The sequence below is a fragment of the Micromonospora craterilacus genome, assembly GCF_003236315.1.
Classification (GTDB): domain Bacteria; phylum Actinomycetota; class Actinomycetes; order Mycobacteriales; family Micromonosporaceae; genus Micromonospora; species Micromonospora craterilacus.
The window spans coordinates 1-24,293 of record NZ_POTY01000093.1; the positions used below are offsets into that span (position 1 = coordinate 1).

Annotated in this window: 23 protein-coding genes; 13 read left to right on the forward strand and 10 right to left on the reverse strand. The window is 74.0% G+C overall.

Translation table 11 applies throughout. The features are described 5' to 3' along the window. The first annotated feature begins 10 nt into the window (after positions 1-10). The 3 genes from C1I95_RS16170 to C1I95_RS16180 are packed head-to-tail and all read left to right on the forward strand — an operon-like array spanning position 11 to position 3,618. On the forward strand, positions 11-646 hold the full coding sequence (locus C1I95_RS16170) for a GTP-binding protein (protein ID WP_438941318.1): 636 nt from the start codon (positions 11-13) through the stop codon (positions 644-646). Between the two features lie 40 nt (positions 647-686). After that, on the forward strand, positions 687-1,202 hold the full coding sequence (locus C1I95_RS16175; protein WP_111214669.1) for a hypothetical protein: 516 nt from the start codon (positions 687-689) through the stop codon (positions 1,200-1,202). A gap of 37 nt (positions 1,203-1,239) precedes the next feature. Next, positions 1,240-3,618 (forward strand): AAA family ATPase, encoded by a 2,379-nt coding sequence (locus C1I95_RS16180; protein WP_111214670.1) that lies wholly within the window; start codon positions 1,240-1,242, stop codon positions 3,616-3,618. Here the strand turns inward: C1I95_RS16180 and C1I95_RS16185 are convergent. From C1I95_RS16185 to C1I95_RS16210, 6 genes are all read right to left on the reverse strand, one after another. Next, a complete protein-coding gene (locus tag C1I95_RS16185; RefSeq protein WP_111214671.1) occupies positions 3,615-4,106 on the reverse strand; it encodes a GNAT family N-acetyltransferase in 492 nt (163 codons plus the stop codon). The two genes, C1I95_RS16180 and C1I95_RS16185, sit on opposite strands and share 4 nt — an antisense overlap. 103 nt (positions 4,107-4,209) lie before the next feature. Beyond that, entirely contained in the window at positions 4,210-5,175 is a 966-nt protein-coding gene (locus C1I95_RS16190; RefSeq protein WP_233513694.1) for a hypothetical protein, read from the reverse strand. A gap of 55 nt (positions 5,176-5,230) precedes the next feature. Beyond that, complete coding sequence (locus C1I95_RS16195; RefSeq protein ID WP_111214672.1) at positions 5,231-5,665, reverse strand: DUF3263 domain-containing protein; 435 nt, start codon at positions 5,663-5,665, stop codon at positions 5,231-5,233. A gap of 173 nt (positions 5,666-5,838) precedes the next feature. After that, positions 5,839-6,852, reverse strand: a complete 1,014-nt coding sequence (locus C1I95_RS16200; protein WP_111214689.1) for an ABC transporter permease subunit — start codon at positions 6,850-6,852, stop codon at positions 5,839-5,841. Next, a complete protein-coding gene (locus C1I95_RS16205; protein WP_199523777.1) occupies positions 6,849-7,772 on the reverse strand; it encodes an ATP-binding cassette domain-containing protein in 924 nt (307 codons plus the stop codon). Before C1I95_RS16205 ends, C1I95_RS16200 begins: the two co-directional genes overlap by 4 nt. 242 nt (positions 7,773-8,014) lie before the next feature. Beyond that, positions 8,015-8,800, reverse strand: a complete 786-nt coding sequence (locus C1I95_RS16210) for a DeoR/GlpR family DNA-binding transcription regulator (RefSeq protein ID WP_111214674.1) — start codon at positions 8,798-8,800, stop codon at positions 8,015-8,017. A 195-nt stretch (positions 8,801-8,995) separates the two neighbouring features. Here C1I95_RS16210 and C1I95_RS16215 point away from each other — a divergent pair, with 195 nt between their 5' ends. The 3 genes from C1I95_RS16215 to nagA all read left to right on the forward strand — a co-directional run bounded on the left by C1I95_RS16215 (position 8,996) and on the right by nagA (position 12,076). Next, the gene (locus C1I95_RS16215) at positions 8,996-9,925 is read left to right on the forward strand and encodes an SIS domain-containing protein (RefSeq protein WP_111214675.1); all 930 of its coding nucleotides are present in this window, start codon (positions 8,996-8,998) and stop codon (positions 9,923-9,925) included. Between the two features lie 97 nt (positions 9,926-10,022). Next, positions 10,023-10,970 carry an ROK family protein gene (locus tag C1I95_RS16220; protein ID WP_233513695.1) on the forward strand — a complete coding sequence of 316 codons (948 nt, stop codon included), beginning with the start codon at positions 10,023-10,025 and terminating at the stop codon, positions 10,968-10,970. Beyond that, on the forward strand, positions 10,967-12,076 hold the full coding sequence (gene nagA, locus C1I95_RS16225) for an N-acetylglucosamine-6-phosphate deacetylase (RefSeq protein WP_111214677.1): 1,110 nt from the start codon (positions 10,967-10,969) through the stop codon (positions 12,074-12,076). Before C1I95_RS16220 ends, nagA begins: the two co-directional genes overlap by 4 nt. Before the next feature lie 9 nt (positions 12,077-12,085). On the opposite strand, the gene C1I95_RS16230 is transcribed toward nagA, so the two are convergent. After that, positions 12,086-13,351: a DUF4032 domain-containing protein gene (locus C1I95_RS16230; protein ID WP_111214690.1), complete on the reverse strand. Its 1,266-nt coding sequence runs from the start codon at positions 13,349-13,351 to the stop codon at positions 12,086-12,088. A 58-nt stretch (positions 13,352-13,409) separates the two neighbouring features. Here C1I95_RS16230 and C1I95_RS16235 point away from each other — a divergent pair, with 58 nt between their 5' ends. Both C1I95_RS16235 and C1I95_RS16240 read left to right on the forward strand, forming a co-directional pair. Continuing rightward, positions 13,410-14,177 (forward strand): phosphatase PAP2 family protein, encoded by a 768-nt coding sequence (locus tag C1I95_RS16235; RefSeq protein WP_111214678.1) that lies wholly within the window; start codon positions 13,410-13,412, stop codon positions 14,175-14,177. 9 nt (positions 14,178-14,186) lie between these two features. Next, positions 14,187-15,419: an APC family permease gene (locus C1I95_RS16240; protein WP_111214679.1), complete on the forward strand. Its 1,233-nt coding sequence runs from the start codon at positions 14,187-14,189 to the stop codon at positions 15,417-15,419. A gap of 56 nt (positions 15,420-15,475) precedes the next feature. Here the strand turns inward: C1I95_RS16240 and C1I95_RS16245 are convergent, their stop codons facing one another. After that, positions 15,476-17,269 carry a potassium channel family protein gene (locus C1I95_RS16245; RefSeq protein ID WP_111214680.1) on the reverse strand — a complete coding sequence of 598 codons (1,794 nt, stop codon included), beginning with the start codon at positions 17,267-17,269 and terminating at the stop codon, positions 15,476-15,478. Between the two features lie 103 nt (positions 17,270-17,372). On the opposite strand from C1I95_RS16245, the gene C1I95_RS16250 reads away from it, so the two are divergent. From C1I95_RS16250 to C1I95_RS16260, 3 genes are all read left to right on the forward strand, one after another. After that, positions 17,373-17,855 (forward strand): MSMEG_6728 family protein, encoded by a 483-nt coding sequence (locus tag C1I95_RS16250; protein WP_111214681.1) that lies wholly within the window; start codon positions 17,373-17,375, stop codon positions 17,853-17,855. A 124-nt stretch (positions 17,856-17,979) separates the two neighbouring features. Then, entirely contained in the window at positions 17,980-19,506 is a 1,527-nt protein-coding gene (locus C1I95_RS16255; RefSeq protein WP_111214682.1) for a hydroxysqualene dehydroxylase, read from the forward strand. Positions 19,507-19,837: 331 nt separating this feature from the next. Then, positions 19,838-20,281, forward strand: a complete 444-nt coding sequence (locus C1I95_RS16260) for an HNH endonuclease (RefSeq protein ID WP_111214683.1) — start codon at positions 19,838-19,840, stop codon at positions 20,279-20,281. 188 nt (positions 20,282-20,469) lie between these two features. On the opposite strand, the gene C1I95_RS16265 is transcribed toward C1I95_RS16260, so the two are convergent. Next, on the reverse strand, positions 20,470-21,282 hold the full coding sequence (locus C1I95_RS16265) for an enoyl-CoA hydratase/isomerase family protein (protein WP_233513696.1): 813 nt from the start codon (positions 21,280-21,282) through the stop codon (positions 20,470-20,472). A gap of 76 nt (positions 21,283-21,358) precedes the next feature. Next, positions 21,359-21,805, reverse strand: a complete 447-nt coding sequence (locus tag C1I95_RS16270; RefSeq protein WP_111214685.1) for an ASCH domain-containing protein — start codon at positions 21,803-21,805, stop codon at positions 21,359-21,361. Positions 21,806-21,969: 164 nt separating this feature from the next. Between C1I95_RS16270 and C1I95_RS16275 the strand changes: the two genes are divergently transcribed. Both C1I95_RS16275 and C1I95_RS16280 read left to right on the forward strand, forming a co-directional pair. Continuing rightward, the gene (locus tag C1I95_RS16275) at positions 21,970-23,202 is read left to right on the forward strand and encodes a glycosyltransferase family 2 protein (protein WP_111214691.1); all 1,233 of its coding nucleotides are present in this window, start codon (positions 21,970-21,972) and stop codon (positions 23,200-23,202) included. Next, a partial coding sequence (locus tag C1I95_RS16280; protein ID WP_111214686.1) for a glycosyltransferase occupies positions 23,189-24,293 on the forward strand: 1,105 nt, incomplete at its 3' end. The genes C1I95_RS16275 and C1I95_RS16280, both read left to right, overlap by 14 nt.

The window sequence follows — 24,293 nt, forward strand, 5'->3', positions numbered from 1 at the left end:
GCCCCCACCGATCCTGCCTCCGGCGGCCCCGCCGCCGTACCGGCCGCCGGCCGCGCCACCCGCCGCGACCGGCCCGTCCCGGGCGAAGCCGCCGATCCCCGTCAAGATCCTGATAGCCGGCGGCTTCGGGGTCGGCAAGACGACCACCGTCGGCGCCATCTCGGAGATCGTGCCGCTCACCACCGAGGCGGAGATGACGATCGCCGGGATCGGTGTCGACGATCCGGGTCAACGTTCCGAGAAGACCACCACCACGGTGGCGATGGACTTCGGCTGCGTCACCATCGACCGCAGCCTGAAGCTCTACCTGTTCGGCACGCCCGGCCAGGCCCGCTTCGGGTTCATGTGGGACGACCTGGCCCGGGGGGCGCTCGGCGCGCTGGTGGTGGTCGACAGCGCCCGGCTGGACGACTGCTACCCGGCGATCGACTTCTTCGAACGGGCGGGACTGCCCTTCGTGGTCGGGGTGAACGCCTTCGACGGGCGACTGGCGCACGACCTCGGTGCGATCCGGTGGGCGCTGGCGATCGGGGAACATGTACCTCTGGTGCAGTTCGACGCCCGGGACCGACTGTCGGTGCGGGACGCCCTGCTGGTCGTCCTGGACCGGGCGCTGGACCGGGCCACCCGGGACAAGCGGGCCTGAGCCGACCGGCTCGCGGCCCCCGTGGGAAGGGGTGAGGCGGATGAGAGGCGGACTGGACGAGACCCTGGACCGGATGCGCCGGCGCGAAGAGGCGCTGCGCCGCCGGTCCACCGATCCGACGGCCGACGAACAGCCCGGTCCACCACCGGACCCGGGCCGCGCGCCCGGCTCCGGCTTGAGCCGGATCGACGGCCGCAACGCCGGGCCCGGCTGGGTGGTGGCCCGCGAACCGGGCCGGGAGGCGCCGCCGCGCCACGTCGTGGAGGATGTCGCCGAGGCGCTGCGCGCGGCCGTCGCGGCGCACCCGGGGGCGAGCGTGACCGCCCGGATCGACCACGACGGGCAGGCGTACGACCTGCGGGTGGCCTGGGCCGACCAGGAGGTGACGGCCAGCGCGCAGCCCAGTTCGCCGCCACCGGCCTGGCCGATGTCGGCGAACATCGGGCCCGGCTCCGCCGCCCCGCAGGACGGGCTGAGCGCGGACCCGGCGGCCCGGCTGGCCGAGCTGATCCGCCGCGATCCGTCGCTCCTCACCGGCGAGGACCCGCCGGGCTGACCGGACGAAGGGTGACCGGGCCGTCTAGGGTCGGGCGGTGGGCGAACCCGAGCTGACCCTGATCGCGAGCCTGCGGCCGGCCGCACTGGATGCCCGGCGGGGCATCGTCCGGGTGCATCCCGAGGCGCTGACCGCGCTCGCGCTGCGGCCCGGTGATCCGGTCCGGTTGACCGGCCGGCGGGCGACCGCCGGCATCGTCGCCGCGGCCGAGCAGACCGCGAGCGCCGCGTTGTTGCAGGCCGACGACCTGATGCTGGGCAACCTCGGGGTACGCGACGGCGGGCAGGTGCGGGTGAGCCCGGCACCGGTCACCGCGGCTCGCCAGGTGCTGCTCGCCGGGCCGGCGGAGATCGTCGCGGTGGTCTCCCCGGAGATGCTGCGGCTGGCGCTGCTCGGCAAGGTGGTCACCGCCGGCGACGACGTCTCCCTGCTGCCCCAGGACGTCCTGCCGGACGCCTCGACGCGCACCCTGGTCGAGGCGGCCCGGCGCAGCCTCTCCACCCGCATCGGCTACGCCTGGACCAGCACCCTGCTCCGGGTCGTCGCCGCCGAGCCCGACCCGGGCGCGCTGGTCACCATGGACACCCTGGTCGGCTGGGAACACGGGCCCGCCACCCATGGCGACGCCGGCCCGACGACCGGTGCCGGCCGGTGGCCCACGGCCGGCACCGGCCGCGTGGCGAGTTCCCGGTGGACCAGTCGGGCGGCCTGGCCCCCGACCGGCTCGGGGGCGGGCGTCGCCGCTGCCGGCGCACGGGCAGAGGAGGCCGGCGAGGCGACCGTCGGTGACATCGGCTGGGCGAGCACCGCCGGCGCTGCCGGTTCGGCCACCGGGAGCGTCGGCGCGGCCGAGAACGCCCCGTCGGTCGACGAGTTGCCCGGCCTGCGGCCCCAGGCCGAGGAGCTGACCGAGCTGCTCGATCTCGGTTTCCATCACCGGGAGGTGCTCGGCCGGCTGGGCACCACGGTCGCGCTCGGGGTGTTCGTCGCCGGGCCGGCCGGCTCGGGCAAGGCGGCGCTGGTCCGCGCGGTGGCCGCCCAGGTCGATGCCCGGGTGCACGCGCTCTGGGCGCCCGAGGTCGCCGCGCTGAGCAACGCCTCGGCCGCCGGGCGGCTCCGCGCCGCGACGGCCGAGGTGGTCGCCGGCGGGCCGGCCGTACTGCTGGTCACCGACGTGGAGGCGTTGGCCCCGGCGGACACCCCGGGACCGGTGGCGACGGTGTTCCGCCAGTGCCTGGCACAGCTCGTCCGGGCCGGAGCGGCGGTGGTCTGCACCACCAGCCGGCCGGAGGCCGTCGACCCGGCGCTGCGCGCCCCGGACCTGCTCTCGCTGCGGATCGACGTCCCGCTGCCGGACGCCGCCCTGCGCCGGGAGCAGTTGACCGTGCTGACCCGCCCGGTACCGCTCGCGGAGGATGTCCGGCTGGACGAGGTCGCCGCGCGTACCCCCGGTTTCGTCGCCGCCGACCTGGCCGCGCTGGTCCGCGAGGCCGGGGTGCGCGCGGCCCGGCGGCAGAAGTCGGTGGAGAACCCGACGGTCGGGATGGCCGACTTCACCGCCGCGCTGGAGGTGGTACGGCCGACCACCATGGCCGCCTCCACCCTCGAACTCGCCCGGGTGACCCTCGACGACGTCGGCGACCTGGTGGAGGTCAAGCAGACGCTGACGGAGTCGGTGCTGTGGCCGCTGACCTACCCGGACACCTTCGCCCGGCTCGGTGTGCAGCCGCCGCGCGGGGTGCTGCTCTACGGCCCGCCGGGCTGCGGCAAGACCTACCTGGTGACCGCGCTGGCCGGCTCCGGCCGGGCGAACGTGCTGTCGGTCAAGGGCGCCGAACTGCTGTCGAAGTGGGTCGGCGAGAGCGAACGCGCGGTACGGGAACTGTTCCGGCGGGCCCGGGAGGCCGCGCCGACGTTGGTCTTCCTGGACGAGGTGGATGCCCTGGCCCCGGTACGCGGCCAGGCCACCGACGGTGGCACCACCGACCGGGTGGTCGCCGCGCTGCTGACCGAGCTGGACGGGGTGGAGGCGCTGCGCAACGTCGTGGTGATCGGCGCGACCAACCGCCCCGATTTGGTCGACCCGGCGCTGCTGCGTCCCGGGCGGCTGGAGCGGCTGGTCTACGTGCCGCCACCGGACGCCGACGCACGGGCGGAGATCCTGCGGGCCGCCGCGCGCAACGTGCCGCTCGCCGAGGACGTCGACCTTCCCGCGCTCGGCGCGGAGTTGGACGGCTTCTCGGCGGCCGACTGCGCGGCCCTGGTCCGGGAGGCGGCGCTGGCCGCGATGCGCGAGTCGCTGACCGCCTCCACGGTCACCGCGGAGCACGTCGAGACGGCAAGGGCCCGGTTGCGCCCGTCGCTGGACCCGGCCCAGGTCGCCTGGCTGGCCGCGTACGCGGAGCAGCGCAGCTAGTCCAGGCTGATCTCCGCGCGTACCCGGTCACCGTCCTCGCGCAGCGTGGCGCCGCACTTCGCCAGCGCGGACAGCGCGCCACGGTTCGCCGGATCGGTGTCCGCCACCACGGACCGCATGCCGGCCGCCGCCGCCAGGTTCAACAGCTCGCGCAGCGCCGCCGGGCCGATGCCCTGGCCACGGGCCGACCGGCCGAGCCACATGCCCACCTCGACGGCGTCCGGCTCGTCCCGCCGGCTCATCCGGATCATCCCGACCACCTCGTCGCCGGCCTGGATCGCGTACATGGCGGTGCGGTTGGGTGCTTCGAGACCGCCGAAGCTGGCCCGGTGGAACTCCCGGAACGCCTCCCGTCGGGCGTGCGACCACCCGGCCGGCGCCGCCACGGGCGGCATCACGTCGGCCGGTTCCGCCTCGGCAACCGCTACGGAGAGCAACGGTTCGAGGTTCTTCTCGTCCACCGGCTCCAGCCGGATCGCACCGGTCACGTGCCGCAGTCTTCCGCGCTCGGTGGCGCACGTCCACCCGGTTGGCGACGACCGACACCTATGGCGGAAGGGACCGTCCGGATGGGCCGAATCGCGTCCTACCTCACGCTCCGCTGTCGTCCGGCCGGGTGAACTCGCAGTAGACGGCGGAGGCGTCGTCGGCCGGCTTGTGCCGGCGCAACCGGTCGGGGTGATCCCGCTCGGCCGCCCGGACCCGGTCGATCAGCGCGCCCGGCCCCTCGCTGGTCACCACGTCCAGCAGGCCGACCCAGTCGAACAGCCCGAACTCGTCGACGGCGGCGGACGCCCCGTCGGTGAGCAGCACCGCGCGGCGCAGCGCGTCCGGCCCGCGCAGCGGCAGCGTGCCGACCACCGCGTGGTACGCCGCGTCCGGATCGGCGGCGGCGACCCAGTAACCGTGCGTACGGTTCATCCGCTCCCGTTGCAGCGTGACGGCGTGCCGGAACCGGGTGGCCCGGTCGGCCGACCCGGGCAGCCCGGCGGCGGCACCGCGCAGCTCGGCCATCGAGGCGGCCAACCGGTCGTCGACGACCACGTCGACCCGGCCGCCGGCGTCGAGCACCAGCGGGCTGTCGCAGAGCACCAGGTAGTCGACCTGGTCCCCACCGTCGCGCAGCAGGCACACGGTGCTCGACGGGGTACCGGGGTGGTCGAGGTCGCACTGGTCGCCGTGGTCGGCCCGGACCGCCAGGATCGCCCCGGCCAGGTTGCTCACCAGCGTCGCCGCCGGGCGGGCGGCCTCGGCCAGGCCCAGCCGGGCGGCGAGGTGCCGGACATACCACTGCGGCCCGTGTACGCAGCCGGTGTCGAAGCCCTCCGGCACGGTCGCCCCGTCCAGCACCCCGACCAGCGGGCCGAACTGGAACACCACGTCCTCGTTGACCGCCCAGCCAGGAGGCGGGGCGGACGCGGAGCGTACCCGCATGGTCGGCGCCACCCCGACCGCCGCGCCCCGCCGGCGCTCGTCCGGACCCGCCTCGGGCAGCACGGTGCCCCCGGTCGCCGGATACGCCGGGCGTTTCGCCTCACCGGGGCCGCCTGAGGACATCGCCGCCACCTCCCCGCCCCGGCTACCCGCCGCGCGGGCCGACATTCACCCAGGTTCAGCGACGCCGGTCACGGGTGCGGGAGGCGCGCAGCCGGCGCAGCCGGCCCACCAGCACCGGGTCGGCGGCGAGCGCCGCCGGATTGTCCAGCAGCGCGTTCAACAACTGGTAGTAACGGGTGGCGGAGAGCGCGAAGCGGTCCCGGATGGCCTGCTCCTTGGCACCGGCGTGCCGCCACCACTGCCGCTCGAACGCGAGGATCTCCTGCTCCCGCTCGCCAAGCCCGCCGGTGGTCGGGTCGGTGCCGTCCGGAGCACCCGCCGACGCGTCGTCAGCCGGCGCGTCGTCAGCCGGCGAGGCGTCGTCCGGCGCGGTGTCCTCCGGGCCGCCCTGCGCCGGAGCCGACTCCACCTCGGGGGCGGACCTCGGCGGCGGCACCGTGACGGCGTCCGGACCGGTCTGCGCTGCCGGGATGGCGTCGGCGGGCTGCATGGTGCTCCTCACGGGGGCGGCCGGCACGGGCGACGCCAACCGGGTCTACCAGCCTAACCAGGGGCACCACCCGGCGCATCCGGCGCGTCGGGCAGCCGACCGTCCCCGTGCACGGTCGGCTGCGGACCCGAGGTCGTGGGCGCAACCGGAGTCCGGTCGCGCCCACGACCGCCTCAGGTGATGTCCCGCCGCCGCATCGCCCACATCGCCGCGCCGAGGAAGACCACCACAGCGACCGTGAACAGCAGCGACGACTGCTGCCAGGTGATGTCCAGGGTGGCCGGCTTGCACTCACCGCTGTAGGTGGCATGGCAGGACCGCCAGTCCTGGAGCGTGACCGTCTTGGTCATCCAGGCGTACGCGTACGTGGGCAGCAGCCATGCCTCGGCAAAGCGCACCCCCGCGACCCCCAGCAGGATGCCCAGCCCGACCTGGCCGACCACCATCACCGCGATCGCCCCGCCGAGCGCCATCGCGGTGTGCCGGCCGAGCGAGGCCAGGGCGAAGCCCACCGTCGTCGCCACCATCGCCAGCACGATGCCGCGCAGCCCGGTGAGCAGGAACGACTGCCAGACCCCGGAGGTCATCTTCTCGGTGGTTCCGCGCCAGGTGGCGACCAGCCAGAGGCTGCCGAACCAGGCCACCGAGGCAGGTAGGGCCAGGGCGAGCAGCCCGGTGAGCAGCGCCCCCAGCTTGGTCAGCAGAACGGTCAACCGTTTCGGACGCCAGAGCAGCAGGTTCATCATCCCGCCGGTGTTCCACTCGGCACCGACGAAGGAGGCACCGACCACGAAGCCGACCATGGCCAGGATCCCCGCGAGCGGGATCAGCAGGTCGCCGAAGCTCTCCCGGAAGTTGAAGGTCGAGGGCAGGAACCACTGCGCCTCGATCACCTCCCGGGGCGGCGCGCTGATCTCCGCGCAGTCGGACGGGTAGTAGTCGACGGCGTCGCCCGCCGCCTTCGCCCGCTCGCAGTTGACCCGCTCCTGCTCGGCCCACTGGACCTGCTCCTGGTGCTGCCGGTCGGCGGCCCGCTCGGCCTCGGCCCACTGCTCGGGGCCGATCTTCTGATTGCTGATGAAGAGGCCCGCCGCCACGAGGACCAGGACCAGCAGGCCGGCCGCCGTCATCCAGCGGGCGAAGCGCCGCTTGGCCAGCCGGCGCAGTTCGGTACGGAAGAGACTCACGCGCCCCAACCTCCCCCGGCGGGCGCGGACGGCTCCGCCCCATCGATTCGTACGGACTGGTCGACCTGCCGGTGCTGGCCGGGTACGGGCGCGGTGGCGGTCAGTTCGAGGAAGACACTCTCCAGGTCGACCGCGACCGGAGCGAGTTCGCTGACGTAGAGGCCCTGCTCGGCCAGCAGCCGGGTGACCGTGGCCGGCTTGTCCACCCCGGCGAGCATCAGGTGATCGTGGTTCGGGGTCACCCGTACCCCGGCCCGGGTCAGCGCGGCGGCGGCGGCCGGCAGGTCGGTGACCGCCTCCAGCCGGACCCGTACCGCGCCGGAGGAGTGCTGCGCGAGCACCTCGTCGACCGGGCCGAAGGCGACCCGCCGGCCCAGCGAGATGATGGTGACGGAGTCGCAGATCAGTTGGATCTCGCCGAGGATGTGGCTGGACAGCACCACGGTCATGCCCGATTCGGCGAGGTTACGCATCAGCGTGCGCATCTCCCGGATGCCGCCCGGGTCGAGGCCGTTGGCCGGCTCGTCGAGGATCAGCAGCCGCGGGTTCTTCAGCAGGGCCGAGGCGACGGCGAGTCGCTGCTTCATGCCGAGCGAGTACGTCTTGACCCGCTCGCCGGCCCGGTCGCGCAGCCCGACCAGTTCCAGCACCTCGTCGACCCGCTGTGCGGGCACCTCGCCGGCGCTCGCCAGCAGGGACAGGGTGTCCCGCGCGGTGAAGTGCGGGAAGAACTGCGGGCTCTCCACGATAGCGCCGACCTGCCCGGCGACCTGCGGCAACGCCTCGGGCACCGGGTGCCCGAGGATCGTCATCCGGCCGCCGTCCGGCCCGATCAGGCCGAGCAGCGTACGCAGCGTGGTGGTCTTTCCCGAGCCGTTGGGGCCGAGGAAGCCGTGCACCTGCCCCGCCTCGACCCGCATGTCGAAGCCGTCCAGGGCGTTGCGGGTGCCGCGTCGTCGACTCCGATATGTCTTTCGTAGACCTTCGATCTCCAGGACAGCTGGCAAGCTGCACCTCCCCCGATGGTGTGTGGGTGACGACCGACACCATACGTGGTATGCACGAGAGAGCAATACCCGGTATGCATCGCCACGCCGATCGGCGTGTTAAAAAGGGGCCCTTCCTCTACCGGAGGCGTTAACAGGGGGCCCTTCCTTGCACCTCAGGCGCAGATGACGTGGACGCCGGCGGCGCGGAATGCCTCCACCACCTCGGGCGCGGCGCCCGAGTCGGTGACCAGGGTCTCGACCCGGTCGACGGGGCAGATCCGGGCGAAGGCGTGACCGCCCAGCTTGGACGAGTCAGCGATGATCACCACCCGCTTGGCCCGGGCCACCATCAGGTTGTTCATCGCCGCCTCACCCTCGTGGTGAGCGGCGGCACCGAGCTGCGGGTCGATCGCGTCCACCCCGAGCAGCGCCACGTCCAGGGTGACCTCGCGCAACAGCGCCCCACCCAGCGGCCCGACCAGCTCGAACGACTTCGGCCGCACCACCCCGCCGGCCACCACGACCTTCATCCGGGAACGGACCAGCAGCTCGTTGGCGATGTTCAGCGCGTTGGTGACCACGGTCAGCTGGGCGCCCTCGGCGTTGGTGTTGAGATCCGGGCGGACGGCCAGCGCCCGGGCCACCTCGGTGCTGGTGGTGCCGCCGTTGAGGCCGACCACCGTGCCCGGCGAGACCAGTGCCGCCGCGGCGGCGCCGATGCGCTGCTTCTCGGCCGAGTGCTTGGCCGTCTTGTAGCGCAGCGGCAGATCGTACGAGACTCCGTTGGCGACCGCACCACCCCGGGTACGGGTGATCATCTGCTGCTGGGCGAGCTGGTCGAAGTCCCGACGGATGGTGGCCTGGGAGACGGCCAGCCGCTCGGCGGCCTCCTCGACGCTGACCCGGCCGGAGTCGGTCAGCATTTCGAGCAGGGCGTTCCATCTGGCGTAGCGGTCCACCCGGAAGCCTCCGTGTCTGCACAATCGGTGATTGGTTGCGTGCACACTAGTGCTCGAAACTAGGATGAGGCAAAAGCTCACCCTGCTCAATCGCCCCTGCGGTTGCTATTTCCACCAGGTTTCACGCAGAATGACGCTCGAAAGACGGCACAAACGAGCCGTATTGCGCAGCGGCCCGCCCTGCGAGGAGTTCTCATGGCCTACGTCCACGCGGAGATCGCGAGCCAGCCGGACTGCTGGCGCCAGGCGGCGGACCTCGCCCCCACGGTGCTCGACCGACTTCCCCGCCCCGGTGAGCGGGTCGCCGTCATCGGCTGCGGCACGTCATGGTTCATGGCCCAGGCGTACGCGGCCCGCCGCGAGGCCGCCGGCCAGGGCGAGACGGATGCCTTCCAGGCCAGCGAGTTCCCCGCCGGCCGGCACTACGATCGGCTGCTGGCGATCACCCGCTCCGGCACCACGACCGAGGTGCTGGACCTGCTCTCCGAGCTGCGCGGACGGATCCCGACCACGGTGCTGGTCGGCGATCCCGGCTCCCCGGCGGTGGACATCGCGGACGCCGCCGTCACCATGCCGTTCGCCGACGAACGCTCGGTGGTGCAGACCCGCTTCGCCACCACCGCACTGGCCCTGCTCCGCGCCCAACTCGGCGACAACATCACCGCGCTGGTGGCCGACGCGGAGGTCGCCGTCCGGGCCCCGCTGCCGATCGACCCGAGCCTGATCGAGCAGGTCACCTTCCTCGGCCGGGGCTGGACGGTCGGGCTGGCCCGGGAGGCGGCGCTGAAGTGCCGCGAGGCGGCCACCTTCTGGGCCGAGGCGTACCCGGCGATGGACTACCGGCACGGCCCGATCTCGGTGGCCGCCCCCGGCCGGCTGGTCTGGGCCTTCGGCGAGTTGCCCGAGGGGCTGCCCGAGGACGTCGCCGCCACCGGCGCGGCGTTCGTGCACAGCCGCACCCACGGCTGCCGCACGGTGCTGGGCCGCTGGGCCGCCGGGCGTACCCCGGTCGACCCGATGGCCGACCTGATCCTGGCCCAGCGCTTCGCGGTCGCCCTGGCCACCAGTCGTGGGCTCGACCCCGACGCGCCCCGACACCTGAGCCGGTCCGTGGTGCTCGCGTGAGCCCAGCACGGAGCACGCTCGGGCGGGCACCGAGCGCAGGGGTGGTGGCGTGATCGACGGCGATGTCGTCGTCGCGTTGGACGTGGGCGGCACCGGGATGAAGTGCGCCCTGATCCGACCCGACGGTGTCGTGGTGCACGCCGAACGGCACCCCACCGACGCCGGACGCGGCGCCGACGCGGTGGTCGGCACGATCCTGGCGGTGGCCGACGGGCTGGCCGGCAAGGCGCGTGCGGACGGACTCACCCCGACCGCGCTCGGCATCGTGGTGCCGGGCGTCGTCGACGAGGCACGCGGCGTCGCGGTCTGGTCGGCGAACGTCGGCTTCCGGGACGTACCGCTGCGCGACCTGGCGTCCGCGCGGCTCGGCCTGCCCACGGCGCTCGGCCACGACGTACGCGCCGGCGGCCTCGCCGAGGCGCGGATCGGCGCCGGCCGGGACGCCGAGCACGTCCTCTTCGTGGCGATCGGCACCGGCATCGCCGCCGCGCACGTGGTCGCCGGCTCGGCCGCCACCGGCGCACACGGCGCGGCCGGCGAACTCGGTCACATCCTGGTCCGCCCCGCCGGGCCGATCTGCGGCTGCGGGCGTCCGGGCTGTCTGGAGACGATCGCCTCCGCCTCGGCCGTCGCGCGCCGCTACGCCGAACTCACCGCCGACCCCGAATCGACGGACCGGTCCGACGCGACGCCGGACGGTCGGTCCGCCGACCTGCCCGACACGGGTCGGACGATGGTGACCGCCGCCGAGGTGGCCGCTCGGGCGGCGGCCGGCGAGGAACTTGCCACCCGGGTCTGGCGGGAGGCCGTCGAGGCGCTGGCCGACGGTCTCGCCACCGGCCAGGCCCTGTTCGACGTGGAGACGATCGTCCTGGGCGGCGGCCTCGCCCAGGCCGGCGCCGGATTGTTCGACCCGCTGCGTGCGGCGCTGCGGGACCGGCTCACCTTCCACCGGGAGCCGCGACTGGTCGCGGCCGCCCTCGGCGACGAGGCGGGCTGCCTCGGCGCCGCCCTGCTCGCCCTCGACCAGCTGGAGAAACGATGACCGTACGGGTGAACGGCAAGGTGGTGACCCCGAGCGGGGTGATCCGGCAGGGCTGCATCGAGGTCAGAGGCGACACCATCAGCGCGGTCGCCGAGTACCCGTCGGTGCGCGACGGGCACTGGATCGTGCCCGGCTTCGTGGACATCCACACCCACGGCGGAGGCGGGCACACCTTCACCACCGGTGATGCCGGGCAGGCGCGCGCCGCCGCCGCGTTCCACCTGCGGCACGGCACCACGAGCCTGCTGGCCAGCCTGGTCAGCGCGCCGTTCGAGCTGATGCGCTCGGCCACCACGGCCTTCGCGCCGCTGGTCCGCGAGGGCGTGCTGGCGGGCATCCACTTCGAGGGGCCGTACCTGTCCGCCGCCCGGTGCGGCGCCCAGAACCCCGAGTTCCTCCGCGACCCGTCCACCGACGAGCTGGCCGAGCTGATCAAGCTCGGCGACGGAACGGTACGGATGGTCACCATCGCCCCCGAGCGCGCGGGCGCGTTGGAGGCCATCGGGCTGCTCACCGGGCACGGCGTGGTGGCTGCGGTCGGGCACACCGACGCGACGTACGAGCAGACCTGCGCCGCCGTGTCGGCGGGCGCGAGCGTCGGCACCCACCTGTTCAACGGGATGCGCGCGGTGCACCACCGGGAGCCGGGGCCGGTGGTGGCGCTGCTGACCGCGCCGAACGTGGTCTGCGAGCTGGTCGCCGACGGGGTGCACCTGCACGAGGGGACGCTCACCTTCGCCGCCTCGACCGCCGGCCCGGAACGGTGCGCGCTGATCACCGACGCGATGGCCGCCGCCGGCATGCCGGACGGCGACTACGAGCTGGGCGGCCAGGCGGTGACCGTCGCCGACGGGGTGGCCCGGCTCGCCCGCGACGGCGCGATCGCCGGCAGCACCCTCACCATGGACGTGGCCCTGCGAAACGCGGTCGCCGCCGGCATCCCGGTGCCCGACGCGGTACGCATGGTGGCCACCACCCCGGCCCTGGCCGTCGGCCTCGGCGGTCAGGTCGGCGCCCTCCAGGCCGGTCTGCGCGCCGACCTGGTGGTGCTCGACGACGACCTCGAGATCGTCCGGGTGATGCGCGCCGGTTCCTGGGTGGAGTGACGCGACCGGTCAGCCGGCCGTCGGGATCTCCACGCCGAGCACGGCCTGCTCGTCCGGGCGGTGCACCAGCACGTCGGCCAGGTACGACTGCACCGCGTGGCGCATCCCGACGTCCCGGCCGGCCCGCTCGGAGAGCAGCCACTTGTGCTCGATGATCTGCGCGAACAGCTCCTGCGGCTCCAGCTTGCGCCGCAGGTGCGCGGGTACCGCCCGGACCACCGGTTCGAACACCTCGGTCAACCAGCGGTGGGCGGCCTGCTGCTCGTCGGTCAGGTCGCTCTCCGCCCGGTACGCGTCGAGGTCGTTGAGCAGCCGGCGGGCCTGGTTCTCCTCGGCGTCCAGGCCGGTGAGCCGGAGCAGCCGGCGGGTGTGGTAGCCGGCGTCGACCACCTTGGGCCGGATCAGGTAGCGGCCGTTGTCGATTGTCGACATGGCCACCTCGGCGACGTCGAAACCCATCTCGTTGAGCCGGCGGATCCGCCCCTCGATGTCGTGCCGGGCCTCCCGCTCGACCTGCTGCTCGTAGGTGATCTCGTGCCAGAGCCGCTCGTAGCGCTGCACGACCTCCTCGCAGACCACCTCGGGGTCGATCGAGTCGTGCAGCAGGCCGGCGGCCTGGAGGTCCAGCGCCTCGCCGAAGATGTTGACCCGGGCGATCTCCAGATCCTCGCCACGCTGGCCGTTGGAGAGCGCGGTGCGCAACGCCCCGGTCTCGGCGTCGACCAGGTACGCGGCGAAGGCACCCGCGTCCCGCCGGAACAGCGTGTTCGACAGCGAGCAGTCGCCCCAGAAGAAGCCGGTCAGGTGCATCCGGACCAGCAGCGCGGCGAGCGCGTCGAGCAGCCGGCCCATCGTCTCCGGCCGCAACGTGTGCGAGAAGAGCGCCCGGTACGGCAGGGAGAACTGCAGGTGACGGGTGATCAGCACCGGGTCCAGTGGCTCCCCCGAGTCGGATTCCCGTTCGGCGACGATCGCCACCGCCTGCACCGACGGGAAGTCGATCCGCTCCAGGGCGCGCAGCAGGTCGTACTCCCGCTCGGCCACCCGCTCGCCGGTCTCCTTGACCGCGTAGACGTACCCGCCGAGGCGCACGAAACGCACCACGTGCCGGGAGATGCCCTGTGGCAGCGCGACCAGGTGTTCGGCCGGCCACTGCTCCAACGGGGTCGACCAGGGCAGGTCGAGCAGCGCCGGGTCGACGAGGGCCGAGGTGATCCGCACGGCGTCAAGTCTGACGCCTGGCCCGCCGGAACGCTTCCCCGCGTGGCTGGGCACACAGTCGCCGCGCACCGCGGGCGACCGACCACCGCACCGGGCCGGTAGCGTGACCGGAGTGCGGGAGACCACGACGGTACGCCGGAACCTGCGGCTCCAGCCGGTCCGCCCGGCCGGCTGGTGGTTCGACGCCCTGCTGCCGGCCGCCCTCGTCGGGCTGACCGCCGCGCTCACCGCCGGCTGGTTCTTCGGCATCGACCGCGCGGTGGCCGACTGGGCCGACGCGCACCGGCCCACCGCCGCCTGGTGGGTCGCGGCCGTCCTCAACTACCTGGGCCAGGGCACCCCGCTGACGCTGATCGCGGCCGGCCTGGGGGTGCTGCTGGCGATCCGGCTGCGCTCGGTGCGCCCGCTGCTCGTCCCGGTGGCCGCCTTCGTGCTGACCTACCTGACCATCGGCCCGCTGAAGGTGTGGACGGCCCGGCCGGCGCCGAGCGCCAGCGTCAAGGAGCCGTTCCTGCCGCCGGCACAGACCCTCCCGCTCTTCCAGGACGACCTGCCGGTCCGGTTCGCCCAGTCCTACCCGTCCGGGCACGTGGCCAACGCGATCGTCTGGTATGGGGTGATCGCGCTGCTGCTCGCCCCGCTGCTGGCCAGCCTCGGCCGCACCATGCCGCGTCGGGTGGTGCTCGCGGTCCGGATCGTGCCGCCGACCGTGGTGCTGTGCACCACCACGTACCTGGGGTGGCACTGGCTGACCGACTCGGTGGCCGGGCTGCTGCTGGGGCTGCTGCTGGACCGGATTCTGCACCGGGTGCCCTGGGACGACCTGCCGCTTCCTCGCCGGCTACAGCGATGGGACATTCCGTTCACCGAACGCCCCTAGGCTGCGGCCGTGGATCAACTCACGCGCCGGTTGGGCGTACCGGATGCCGTCGTCATCGGTCTGGGTTCGATGCTCGGCGCGGGCGTCTTCGTGGTCTTCGCCCCCGCCGCCGCGGCGGCCGGCGGGTCCGGCCTGCTGGTGGCACTGGCCCTGGCCGGCTTCATCGCCTTCTGCAACGCGACCAGTTCGGCCCGGCTGGCGGCCCGGTACCCCGAGTCCGGCGGCACCTACGTCTACGGCCGGGAACGCCTCGGCCCGTTCGCCGGCTTCCTCGCCGGCTGGGGTTTCGTGGTCGGCAAGACGGCCAGTTGCGCGGCGATGGCGCTGACCATCGGCGCGTACCTCTGGCCGGGGCAGGCCCGTCTCGTCGCGGTCGCCGCCGTCATCGCGGTGACCGGGGTGAACCTGCGGGGCATCGGCAAGACCGCCGGCGCGACCCGGGTCCTGGTGCTCGTCGTACTGGCGGTGCTGGCCCTGGTCGCGGTGGCCGGCGCGACCGGCGTCTCGGTCGCCCGGATCGATCAGCCCGGTGGCTCCGCCCGGGGCGTGCTCACCGCCGCCGGCCTGCTCTTCTTCGCCTTCGCCGGGTACGCCCGGATCGCCACCCTCGGCGAGGAGGTCCGTGAGCCGGAACGGACCATTCCCCGGGCGGTGCCGCTGGCGCTCGGCCTGGTGTTGGCGATCTACCTGGTGCTGGCCGTGATCGCACTCGGCGTGCTCGGGCCGGCCCGGCTCGCCGGGTCGACCGCGCCGCTGGCCGACGTGGTGACCGCCGCCGGGCTGCCCGGCGTGGCCTGGGTGGTCCGTGCTGGCGCGACCATCGCGGTGACGGGAGTACTGCTCTCCCTGGTGGCCGGGGTCGGCCGCACCACCCTGGCGATGGCCCGCCGCCGCGACCTGCCCGCCGCGCTGGCCGCCGTGCACCCGGTACACCGGGTGCCGCACCGCGCCGAACTGGCGGTCGCCGCCGTGGTGATCCTCGTGGTGGCACTCGGCGACGTCCGCAGCGCGATCGGCTTCTCCAGCGTCACCGTGCTGGTCTACTACGCGATCACCAACGCGGCGGCGCTGACCCTCGGTCGGGAGCCAGCGCGGAAGCTGCCGGTGCAGGCGCTCGCCGTGGCGGGGCTGGTCGGCTGCCTGGTGCTCGCGGTCAACCTGCCGCTGCCAACCGTGCTAGCCGGCTTCGGCATCCTCGCCCTCGGTGCCGCCTGGTACGCCCTCCGCCCCACCCGCCACTGACCCACCACGACCGTCGTACTCGGTGCTGCGGGACGGGCAGCGGCTCCGGGTGAGTCTTACTCCTCGGCCTCTCTCGGGACCGGCGGTGTCCCGGCCTGCGTCGGGGCCTCCGGCTCGGGTGGGCCGGCCGCGCGGAGCAGGCCGTTCAGGCCCGCGCGCCGGGCCAGCACGGTCAGCCGGTCACCCGCGACGATCACTATCCGCGGGTCCGGCGACCAGTCGAGGCGCTGCCCGCCGGCGCGTACGTGCGCGAGCAGCCGTACGCTGCCGGACCGACCGACGGTGCCGAGCGTACGGCCGTCCAGCTCCGAGCCGGCCGCCACCGAAACCTCGGTGACCAGCAGTGCGTGCCGGCCGACCGGGATGGTGGCGATCACCGCCCGGTCCAGCACGGCGGCGGCGAACGACGGGGCGGCCAGATAGGAGACGCTGCGCGAGGTGCCGATGTCGAAGGCCCGCTGCACGCGCTCGGCGAAGTCACCGTCGAACAGTCGCAGCACCACGCGGAGCTGGTCGTTGATGGTCCGGCCGTTCAGCGCCGCCCGCAGGTTGGCCCCGTCGTCGGTGGAGACCACCACCAGCGCCTGGCAGTTGGCCACCGAGGCGGCCCGCAGCGTCTCCTCCTGCGCCGCGTCCCCCACCACCAGCGGTACGCCCAACCGTCGGGCCAGCCCCGCACCGCGCGCGTCCGCGTTCTTGTCGATCGCCACCACCTCGATGCCGAGGTCGTTGAGCTGGGCCATCACCCGGGTACCGATGTTGCCCAGCCCCACCACCACGACGTGCCCGGAGCGCTCGGGCAGGATCCGCCCGGTGTGCAGGGCCAGCCGGGCACGAACCACGCCGTCCACGACAACCGCCGTGATCAACGGGATCAGCGCCAGCCCGGCGAGGTTGAGCACCACCTGCATGATCTGCTCTTCGGCCGGCTTTTTGATGTCCGGATCCTGGCCGGTGAGGGTGGTGACCATGGTCAGGTAGAGCGCGTCGGCCCAGGGGACGTGCGCCGCGTTGGCGTACAGCCCGCCCAGTGCCGCGACCACGGCGAGCAGCACGATCACCGCGACCCCGATCTTGCGAGTGGCGAAACCGCGGATCGCCCGGAGCACCATCGCCACCGGCCGGCGCCGCCGCCGCGCCCGGACCAGCCGGCGCGCGGCCAACTCGGTGCCCGCCGGTCGGCCGAGCGCCTCGGCAAGGACCACGTCGGCCCGCCGGTCGTCGGCCGGGAGCACCAGTTCCTGCTGGGGGTCGCGGATGTCGGCCACGCCGCAGAGAATCTCGCTCGGGCGTACGTCGTCCCGACGGGCCACGTAGAGGGTGCGCCCGCCGTGCCGGAAGTACGTGGGCGCGACCTCGCCGAGGGCGGCGGCCACGAAGGCCGGGGCGGCCATCGAGGCGTCCGAGAGCACGGTCGAGTCGGGGAAGATCTGCCGTACGCCGTTGGCCAGGCCGGTGTTGAACATCCGCACCACCAGGCGCAACCGGGGCTCGACCTCCTGCGCGCAGAGCGCGGCGTGCATGTTGCCCACGTCGTCCTGGTGCAGCAGGGCCAGCCCCGCCGCACCGGCCAGCCCCGCCCGGCGGAAGGTGATTTCGTCCAGCCGGTCGGCCCGGATGACCTCGATACCGGCCAGGTCACGGCCGTCCGGCCCCGGCGAGCGCCGGCGTTCGGGCACGATGAGGGTGATCCGCAGCCGGCCGGCTTGCGTCTCGCTGGCGAGCATCGCCCGCACCACCCAGTAGGCCAGGGGGTCCTGACCACAGATCACGTAGTGCGCCCGGGGCTCCCCGTTGACCCGCAACCGGCGGCTGGCCCGTCGGGCCCGATCGAGCAACGGCTCCGCCATGCCCGAATCGTAGTAAGGCGGTCGCACTCCGCGCAGCCCCGTGACGATCATGGACACTGCGGTGGCCCGGCATGTCCCGGCCGGTGACGGGTAGGGCAGCGGCATGCAGACGTTCCTGCCGTACCCGGACTTCCTGGCCAGCGCCCGGGCGCTGGACCAACGGCGGCTGGGCAAGCAGCGGGTGGAGGCGATCCAGGTGCTGCGCGGGCTGACCAGACCCACGTACGGCTGGCGCAACCACCCCGCGGTGCGGATGTGGGCCGGGTACGAGGAGGCCCTGACCCGGTACGGGCTGGACATCTGCGCGGTCTGGTGCGCGGCGGGCCGGGCCGACACCTGTGCGGCGACGCTGACCTCCGACCTCGCCGCCGCCTGCGGAATCGACCACGTTCGGTCCCAGCAGGAGCTGGCCGTCGCCGGAGAACTGCCGCCCTGGCTCGGCCGGACGGATCTGCACCTGAGCCACCGCTCGTCGCTGCTCCGCAAGGACCCCGCCCACTACCGCCCGATCTTCGGCGACGACGTCCCGGACGACCTGGAGTACGTCTGGCCCCCCTCCGACCGCCCCCACCGCTGCCTGCGGTGAAAGGAAGGGCCCCCTGTTAACGCCTCGTGAGGTACCCGGGCCCCTTCTTAACACCAGCCTGTTAATAAGGGGCCCTTCCATGCACCTCAGGCAGACTGAGGAGCGTCGGCCGAGGAGGTGCGGTGTGGCGCTGTCGCAGGTGATCGGTCGGCTCCTTGGCGTACGCGCGCACGAGGTGGACCCGGGCGGCGGTGGTGCTTCCCGGGTGCCGCACCCGGTCGCGGCGGTGGTCGTCGGCGGCGGGATCGCCGGCATGTCCGCGGCGGTGGTCCTCGCCGAGCGCGGCGTTGAGGTGACCGTGCTGGAGGCCGCGCCGACCCTGGGCGGGCGGCTCGGCGCCTGGCCGGAAACTCTCGCCGACGGCAGCCGGCAGGTCAACGAGCACGGCTTCCACGCCTTCTTCCGGCAGTACTACAACTGGCGCAACATCCTGCGTCGGGTCGACCCGGCGCTGACCTTCCTCCGGCCGGTCCCCGGCTATCCGGTGCTGAGCGCCGAATGGCCGGCCGAGGAGTTCGGACGGTTGCCACCCGCCCCGCCGGCGAACCTGCTCACCCTGCTGGCCCGCAGTCCCAGCCTGCGCCTACGTGACCTGCGCGGGATGGACCGGGACGCCGCCCTGCCGCTGCTGGCCTACCACCCGGCACGCACCTACGCCGAGTTCGACCACGCCACCGCCGACGATCTGCTCACCTCGTTGCGGCTGCCGGACCGGGCCCGGGCGATGCTCTTCGAGGTCTTCTCCCACTCGTTCTTCAACCACGAGGCGGAGATGTCGGCCGCCGAGATGATCGCCCAGTTCCACTTCTACCTGCTCGGCAACCCGGAAGGGCTGGCCTTCGACTGCCCCGACGAGGACTACGACACGGCGATCTGGCGCCCCCTGGCCCGGCACGTGCAGCGCCACGGCGGCCAGGTGGTCACCGGCGTCGCAGCGACCGCGCTGCACCGGGAACCCACCGGGTGGCGGGTGGCGACCACCGAGGCGGCGTACCGGGCCAGGCACGTCGTGCTCGCCGTCAACCCGCCGGCCCTCGCCACGCTGGTCGCGGCCTCACCGGCGCTGACCGGGGCCGCTCCGGAACTGGTGGCGGCGCTGCCCGGGTACGGTCGACCCGGCCCGCCGTACGCGGTGGCACGCTACTGGTGCGACGGGGACGTCGAGGCTGGGCGGGCGATCTTCAGTGGGGTGTCCCGTCAGTCCACCCTGGACTCGGTGACCTTGTACCACCGGTTGGAGCACGAGTCACGGCGCTGGGCGGAGCGCACCGGCGGCTCGGTGATCGAGCTGCACGCGTACGCCTGCGAGCCGGAGGTGCCCGCCGAGGAGCTGGCCGAACGGATGCGCGCCGAGCTGACCGGGCTCTGGCCGGAGGCGGCCCGGCTGCGGGTCCGGGAGCTGCGTGCCCGGGTGGAGGCGAGGGCGCCGGCCTTCACCCCAGGCAGCCACGCTCGGCGGCCCGGGGTACGCACCGACGCCGACGGGCTCTACCTGGCCGGCGACGGCATCCGCACCGACTTCCCGAGCGCGTTGATGGAGCGGGCGGCGGCCACCGGCATCATCGCGGCGAACCACATCCTGCGGGCGGAGGGCGGCGCGGCCGAGCCGGTCCGCTCCGTCCGCCCCCGCGGCCTGCTCGCCCGGCCCTGAGCCGCCCACAGCGGCCACCGGGCGTGGAACCGCATCGAAGCCACCGCCCGGCGCTGAGCCGCATCGAAATGCGTTGCCGCCGGCCGAGGGCCGCACCTACCGTGATCACGCAAGGTCAACCGCCGTTCCGGGAGCCCGCCATGTCGATGTCGCACGTCACCGCCGTGCCGTCGTGGCTGCTCAGCGGCGGTTGCCGAACGGAACGCCCCCGAGGTGGCCGGCCCGACTGACGCGCGTACCCGTACCCGCCGAGCCGCCCACCCGCCCGGGGTCGGGCGGCTCGTCGCTGTCCGGCCCGTACGTCCGTCACCGTCATGGAGGGGAGATCCCGGTGGACGCCGTCCTCGTTGTCAACGCCGACCTCGGCCCGCTGCACCGGGTCACCGTGCAACACGCGATCCGGATGCTCTGCCGCCGGGTCGCCGAGATCCACGAGGCGGTGCCGGACCGGGTCATCGGAGTCTTCCCGGTGCCCCGGGTCGTGCGGCTGGTCCGCTACGTGGTGACCCGCTGGCGGTTCAGCTCCGGCCCGGCCTGGTCCCGCGCCGGGGTGTTGCGCCGGGACGGCCGGTGCTGCGCGTACTGCGACGGGCCGGCGAGCACCATCGACCACATCCTGCCCCGCTCGCGCGGCGGCCGGAACACCTGGAAGAACACCACGGCCGCCTGCTACGCCTGCAACCAGCGCAAGGGCGACCGTACGCCGGCCGAGGCGGGCATGCCGCTGCGGCGCGTACCGGTCGTGCCGAGCTGGGCGGCGCTGGCCGGGCGGTGACGGGCCGGCCGGCGGGAACGGGGGGCGTGCCGGGGGACGACCCCGGCGCGGCACCCGCCGGCCCCCGGCGGCGGCCCGGCCGGGCGCGTTGGAGCTGGCCGCCGTCGAGGTCGGCCACCGGGCCGCAGGGGCCGGGCCGGGCCGTTGTCGAAGTCGGCCACCGGGCCGCAGCGCCGACCCGGCCGGAGTCAGCGGCCAGCGGGTGGTGTCCACCCGAAGCGCGGCGCACGGCGCTCGTGGTACGCCGCCACACCCTCCCGGGCCTCGCCGCTCGCCCGCACCTGCCTGTGCCACCAGGCGACCCGGTCGTCGTCCGCCCGCCCGTCGATGATCTCTTTCGCGCCGGCGACGCTGAGCTGCGAGCGTGCCACGATCGCGCCGGTGAGCCCGTCGACCCGGGCGGCCAGGTCGGCACCGGGCAGCACCTCGTCGGCCAAGCCGATCCGCAGCGCCCGCTCGGCGTCGATCAACTCGCTGGTGAAGAGCAGGTGCTTGGCCGCCGACGGGCCGACCAGCCGGGCCAGCCGGCGGGTGGTGGGTGCCGGGTAGACCAGGCCGAGCCGGGCCGGCGGTACGCCGAATCGCGCATCGTCGGCGGCGATCCGCAGGTCGCAGGCGACGGCCAGTTGGCAGCCGCCGCCGACACAGGCGCCCCGCACGGCGGCCACGGTCGGCTTGGCGAAGCGAGCCAGCCGCTCCTCGGCCGCGACCGCGATGCTGTCGTCGCCGGCGTCCAGCAGCTCGTCGAGGTCGCCCAGGTCGGCACCGGCGCAGAAGGTGCCGTCGGCGCCGGTGAGCACCAGCGCGCGGACCGCCGGATCGGCATCCAAGCCGTCGAGCAGCACCGGCAGCTGGCGCCACATGGCCGGCGTCATCGCGTTGCGCCGGCCCGGGTTGCGGATGACCACCGTGGCCACCGCGCCCGCCACCTCGACGACCAGTTCCGCGTCCGCCACCGCCCACCGCCCCTCTGACCGGCCGGCGCACCGACCCTCCGCCAGGGCGTCGACCCCGGTCCGGCCTTCCGCCAGGGCGTCGACCCTGGTCCGGCGACCATAGCGGCGCGGACGGCCGCGCCTACCGGGTGGGGGCCGCCGGAAAGCCGTCCGGGTCGTCGCGCCGCACCACCCGGAAACGCTCGGTGACGGCGAGCGTGTCGTCGTCGACGGTGAAGCCGGGATCACCGAGGTACGCCCGGTACTCCGGGCCGTGCCAGAACGTCTCGTGCCCGGCGCGCCAGTCGGCGACCGTCTCGAACCCCTCGCCCTCGTCCCGGGCGTGGGCCAGGTCGATGTCGCCGAGCCGGACCACCCGCACCTCGGTCAGCTCGATCACCGCGACCGGCCGGTTGTCGGAGTCCACCAGGACCGACCGGGCGCCGACCGTCGGCAGCGGGTCACCGTCGCGCTCGTACTCCAGCAGCAGCCCGGTGGTCGAGGTCTTCGCCCCGGAGAGGATCGCGGCGACCAACTGGTCCCGCAGCGGGCCGGGGAAGGCGAACTCGGCCTTCGGCAGTTCCGACATGGCCGCGAGACTAACCGCGGCCACGTCGTGCCGCCGCCGGCCCCCTGCCACCCGGCGACCGCCGCTGTACGTCTGACCGCTGCCCGCCATTCACCGGCGGGCCGCCCGGAGTCCCTAGCGTCACTGTGCGCACATGTCGGTCCGGCGCGAGTGAGCAGGTGGTCATGCCATCCACACCCGAGGTCAGCGTGGTCGTACCCACCCTCGCCCGTGCTGCGCTGGTGACCCGGGCGGTCCGCAGTGCCCTCGCGCAGACCGTGACCGACATCGAGGTCATCGTCGTGGTCGACGGACCGGACGAGGAGACCGGCAAGGCCCTCGCCGAGATCGGCGACCCTCGGCTGCGGGTGGTGGAACTGCCCGCCAAGGGGGGCGCGCCCAACGCCCGCAACATGGGCGTACGCGAGGCCCGCGCCCGCTGGACGGCGCTGCTGGACGATGACGACGAGTGGCTGCCCGACAAGCTGGCCGTTCAGCTGGAAGTCGCCCGGGATGCCGTGGTGCCGAGCCCGATCGTGGCCAGCCGTCTGATCAACAAGACGCCCCGGGCGGAGTTCGTGATGCCTCGCCGGCTGCCGGAGCCGGGCGAGCCGATCTGTGAGTACCTCACCCTCCGGCGTGGGCTGTTTCACGGCGACGGCTTCATCCAGACCTCGACCATCATGGCGCCGACCGAGCTGCTGCGCCGGGTGCCGTTCACCGTCGGCCTGCGCCGGCAGCAGGAACTCGACTGGACCGTACGAGCGACCAGCCACCCGGACGTCGACCTGGTCATCGCCGCCGAGCCGCTGGTGCTCTGGCACCAGGACGAGGACCGTCCGCGGATCAGCCTCAGCTCGCCCTGGCAGGCCCAGTTGGAGTGGCTGCGCGGGATCCGGCCGCTGATCACCCCTCGGGCGTACGCCGCGATCACGATGAGCATCATCAGCTCCATGGCGGCGCCGACCCGCAGCCTCCGGGTCTTCCGCCTGTTGCTCGCCGAGGCGCGCCGGCACGGCCGACCGGGCTTCCTCGACTACCTGACGTTCCTGCAGATCTGGCTGATCCCGCCGCAGCTGCGGCACCGGATGCGCGACCGGATCCTCGGCCGCCGAAACGCCGCCCAGGACGGGCAACCGGCAGCGGGCGTGGCCGGGCAACCGGCAGCGGGTGTAGCCGGGCAACCGGCAGCGGGTGTAGCCGGGCAACCGGCAGCGGGCGTGGCCGGGCAACCGGCAGCGGGTGTAGCCGGGCAACCGGCAGCGGGCGTGGCCGGGCAACCGGCAGCGGGTGTAGCCGGGCAACCGGCAGCGGGCGTGGCCGGGCAACCGGCAGCGGGCCGGCCGGCGGTCGCCGACCAGGATGGCCCGGACGGGCGGGCCAGGTCGACGGAAACCGGGGCCGATGTCCGGCGATAGGGTCGCCGCGATCTGGCGGAGCTGCCTGCTCCCCGGGTCGGAGACGTTCATCCGGAACCAGGCCGACGCGCTGCCCACCTGGCGCCCGGTCTACCTGGGTGCGGTCCGGGTCGCCTCGCCGCTGGTCCGGGACACCGACGTGGTGGTCTGCCCGGACACGCCCCGTGGCCGCCGCGAGTGGCTCCGGTTGCGGCTGACCGGCGGCTCGCCCCGGCTGCGCCGGTTGCTGGCCCGGTTGCGACCCGACGTGGTGCACGCCCACTTCGGTGGGGACGGTTGGTTGGTCAGCCGCACCGCCACGCAGCTCGGCATTCCGCTGGTCATCACCCTGCACGGCCTCGACGTCACCCAGCAGCCGGCCGCCCCCGGGCCGCGCGGTGCCCGACACCGGCTCAACCTGCGGACCGCGTTCGACCGGGCCGCGCTGATCCTCGCCGTCTCCGGACCGATCCGGGACCGGGCGGTGGAACTCGGCGCGGATCCGGCGAAGGTCCGCGTACACCACACCGGGGTGCCCGTCCCGGCGGAGCCGGCGGCGGGCCCGAAGAACTGGGACGTGGTCTTCGTCGGCCGGTTCGTCGAGAAGAAGGGCGTCGACGACCTCGTCGAGGCCATCGGGCTGCTGCCGGACCTGCGCCCCCGCGTCCTTCTGATCGGCACCGGGCCCCTGCACGAGCAGGTACGCACCCGCGCCGAGCGGCTGGGCGTGGACGCGACGTTCCTCGGCGCGCTGCCGCCGGCCGAGGTGCTGCGGCACGTGGCCGAGTCCCGGATCCTCGCGGCACCGTCGCGGACGGCGTCGGACGGCGACACCGAGGGCCTGCCGACGACGATCCTGGAGGCCGGCAGCCTCGGCGTGCCGGTCGTCGCGACCCGCCACAGCGGCATCCCCGAAGCAATCACCCACGAGACCAACGGCCTGCTCGGCCCGGAGCGCGACCCACCGGCCCTGGCCGCCAACCTCCGCCGCCTGCTCACCGACCGAGCGCTCCGCGACCACCTGGGCCACGAGGCCCGCCACCGAGTCGAACGCGACTTCGACCTCCACCAACAAACCCGCCGCCTGGAAACCCTCTACGCCTCCCTAACCC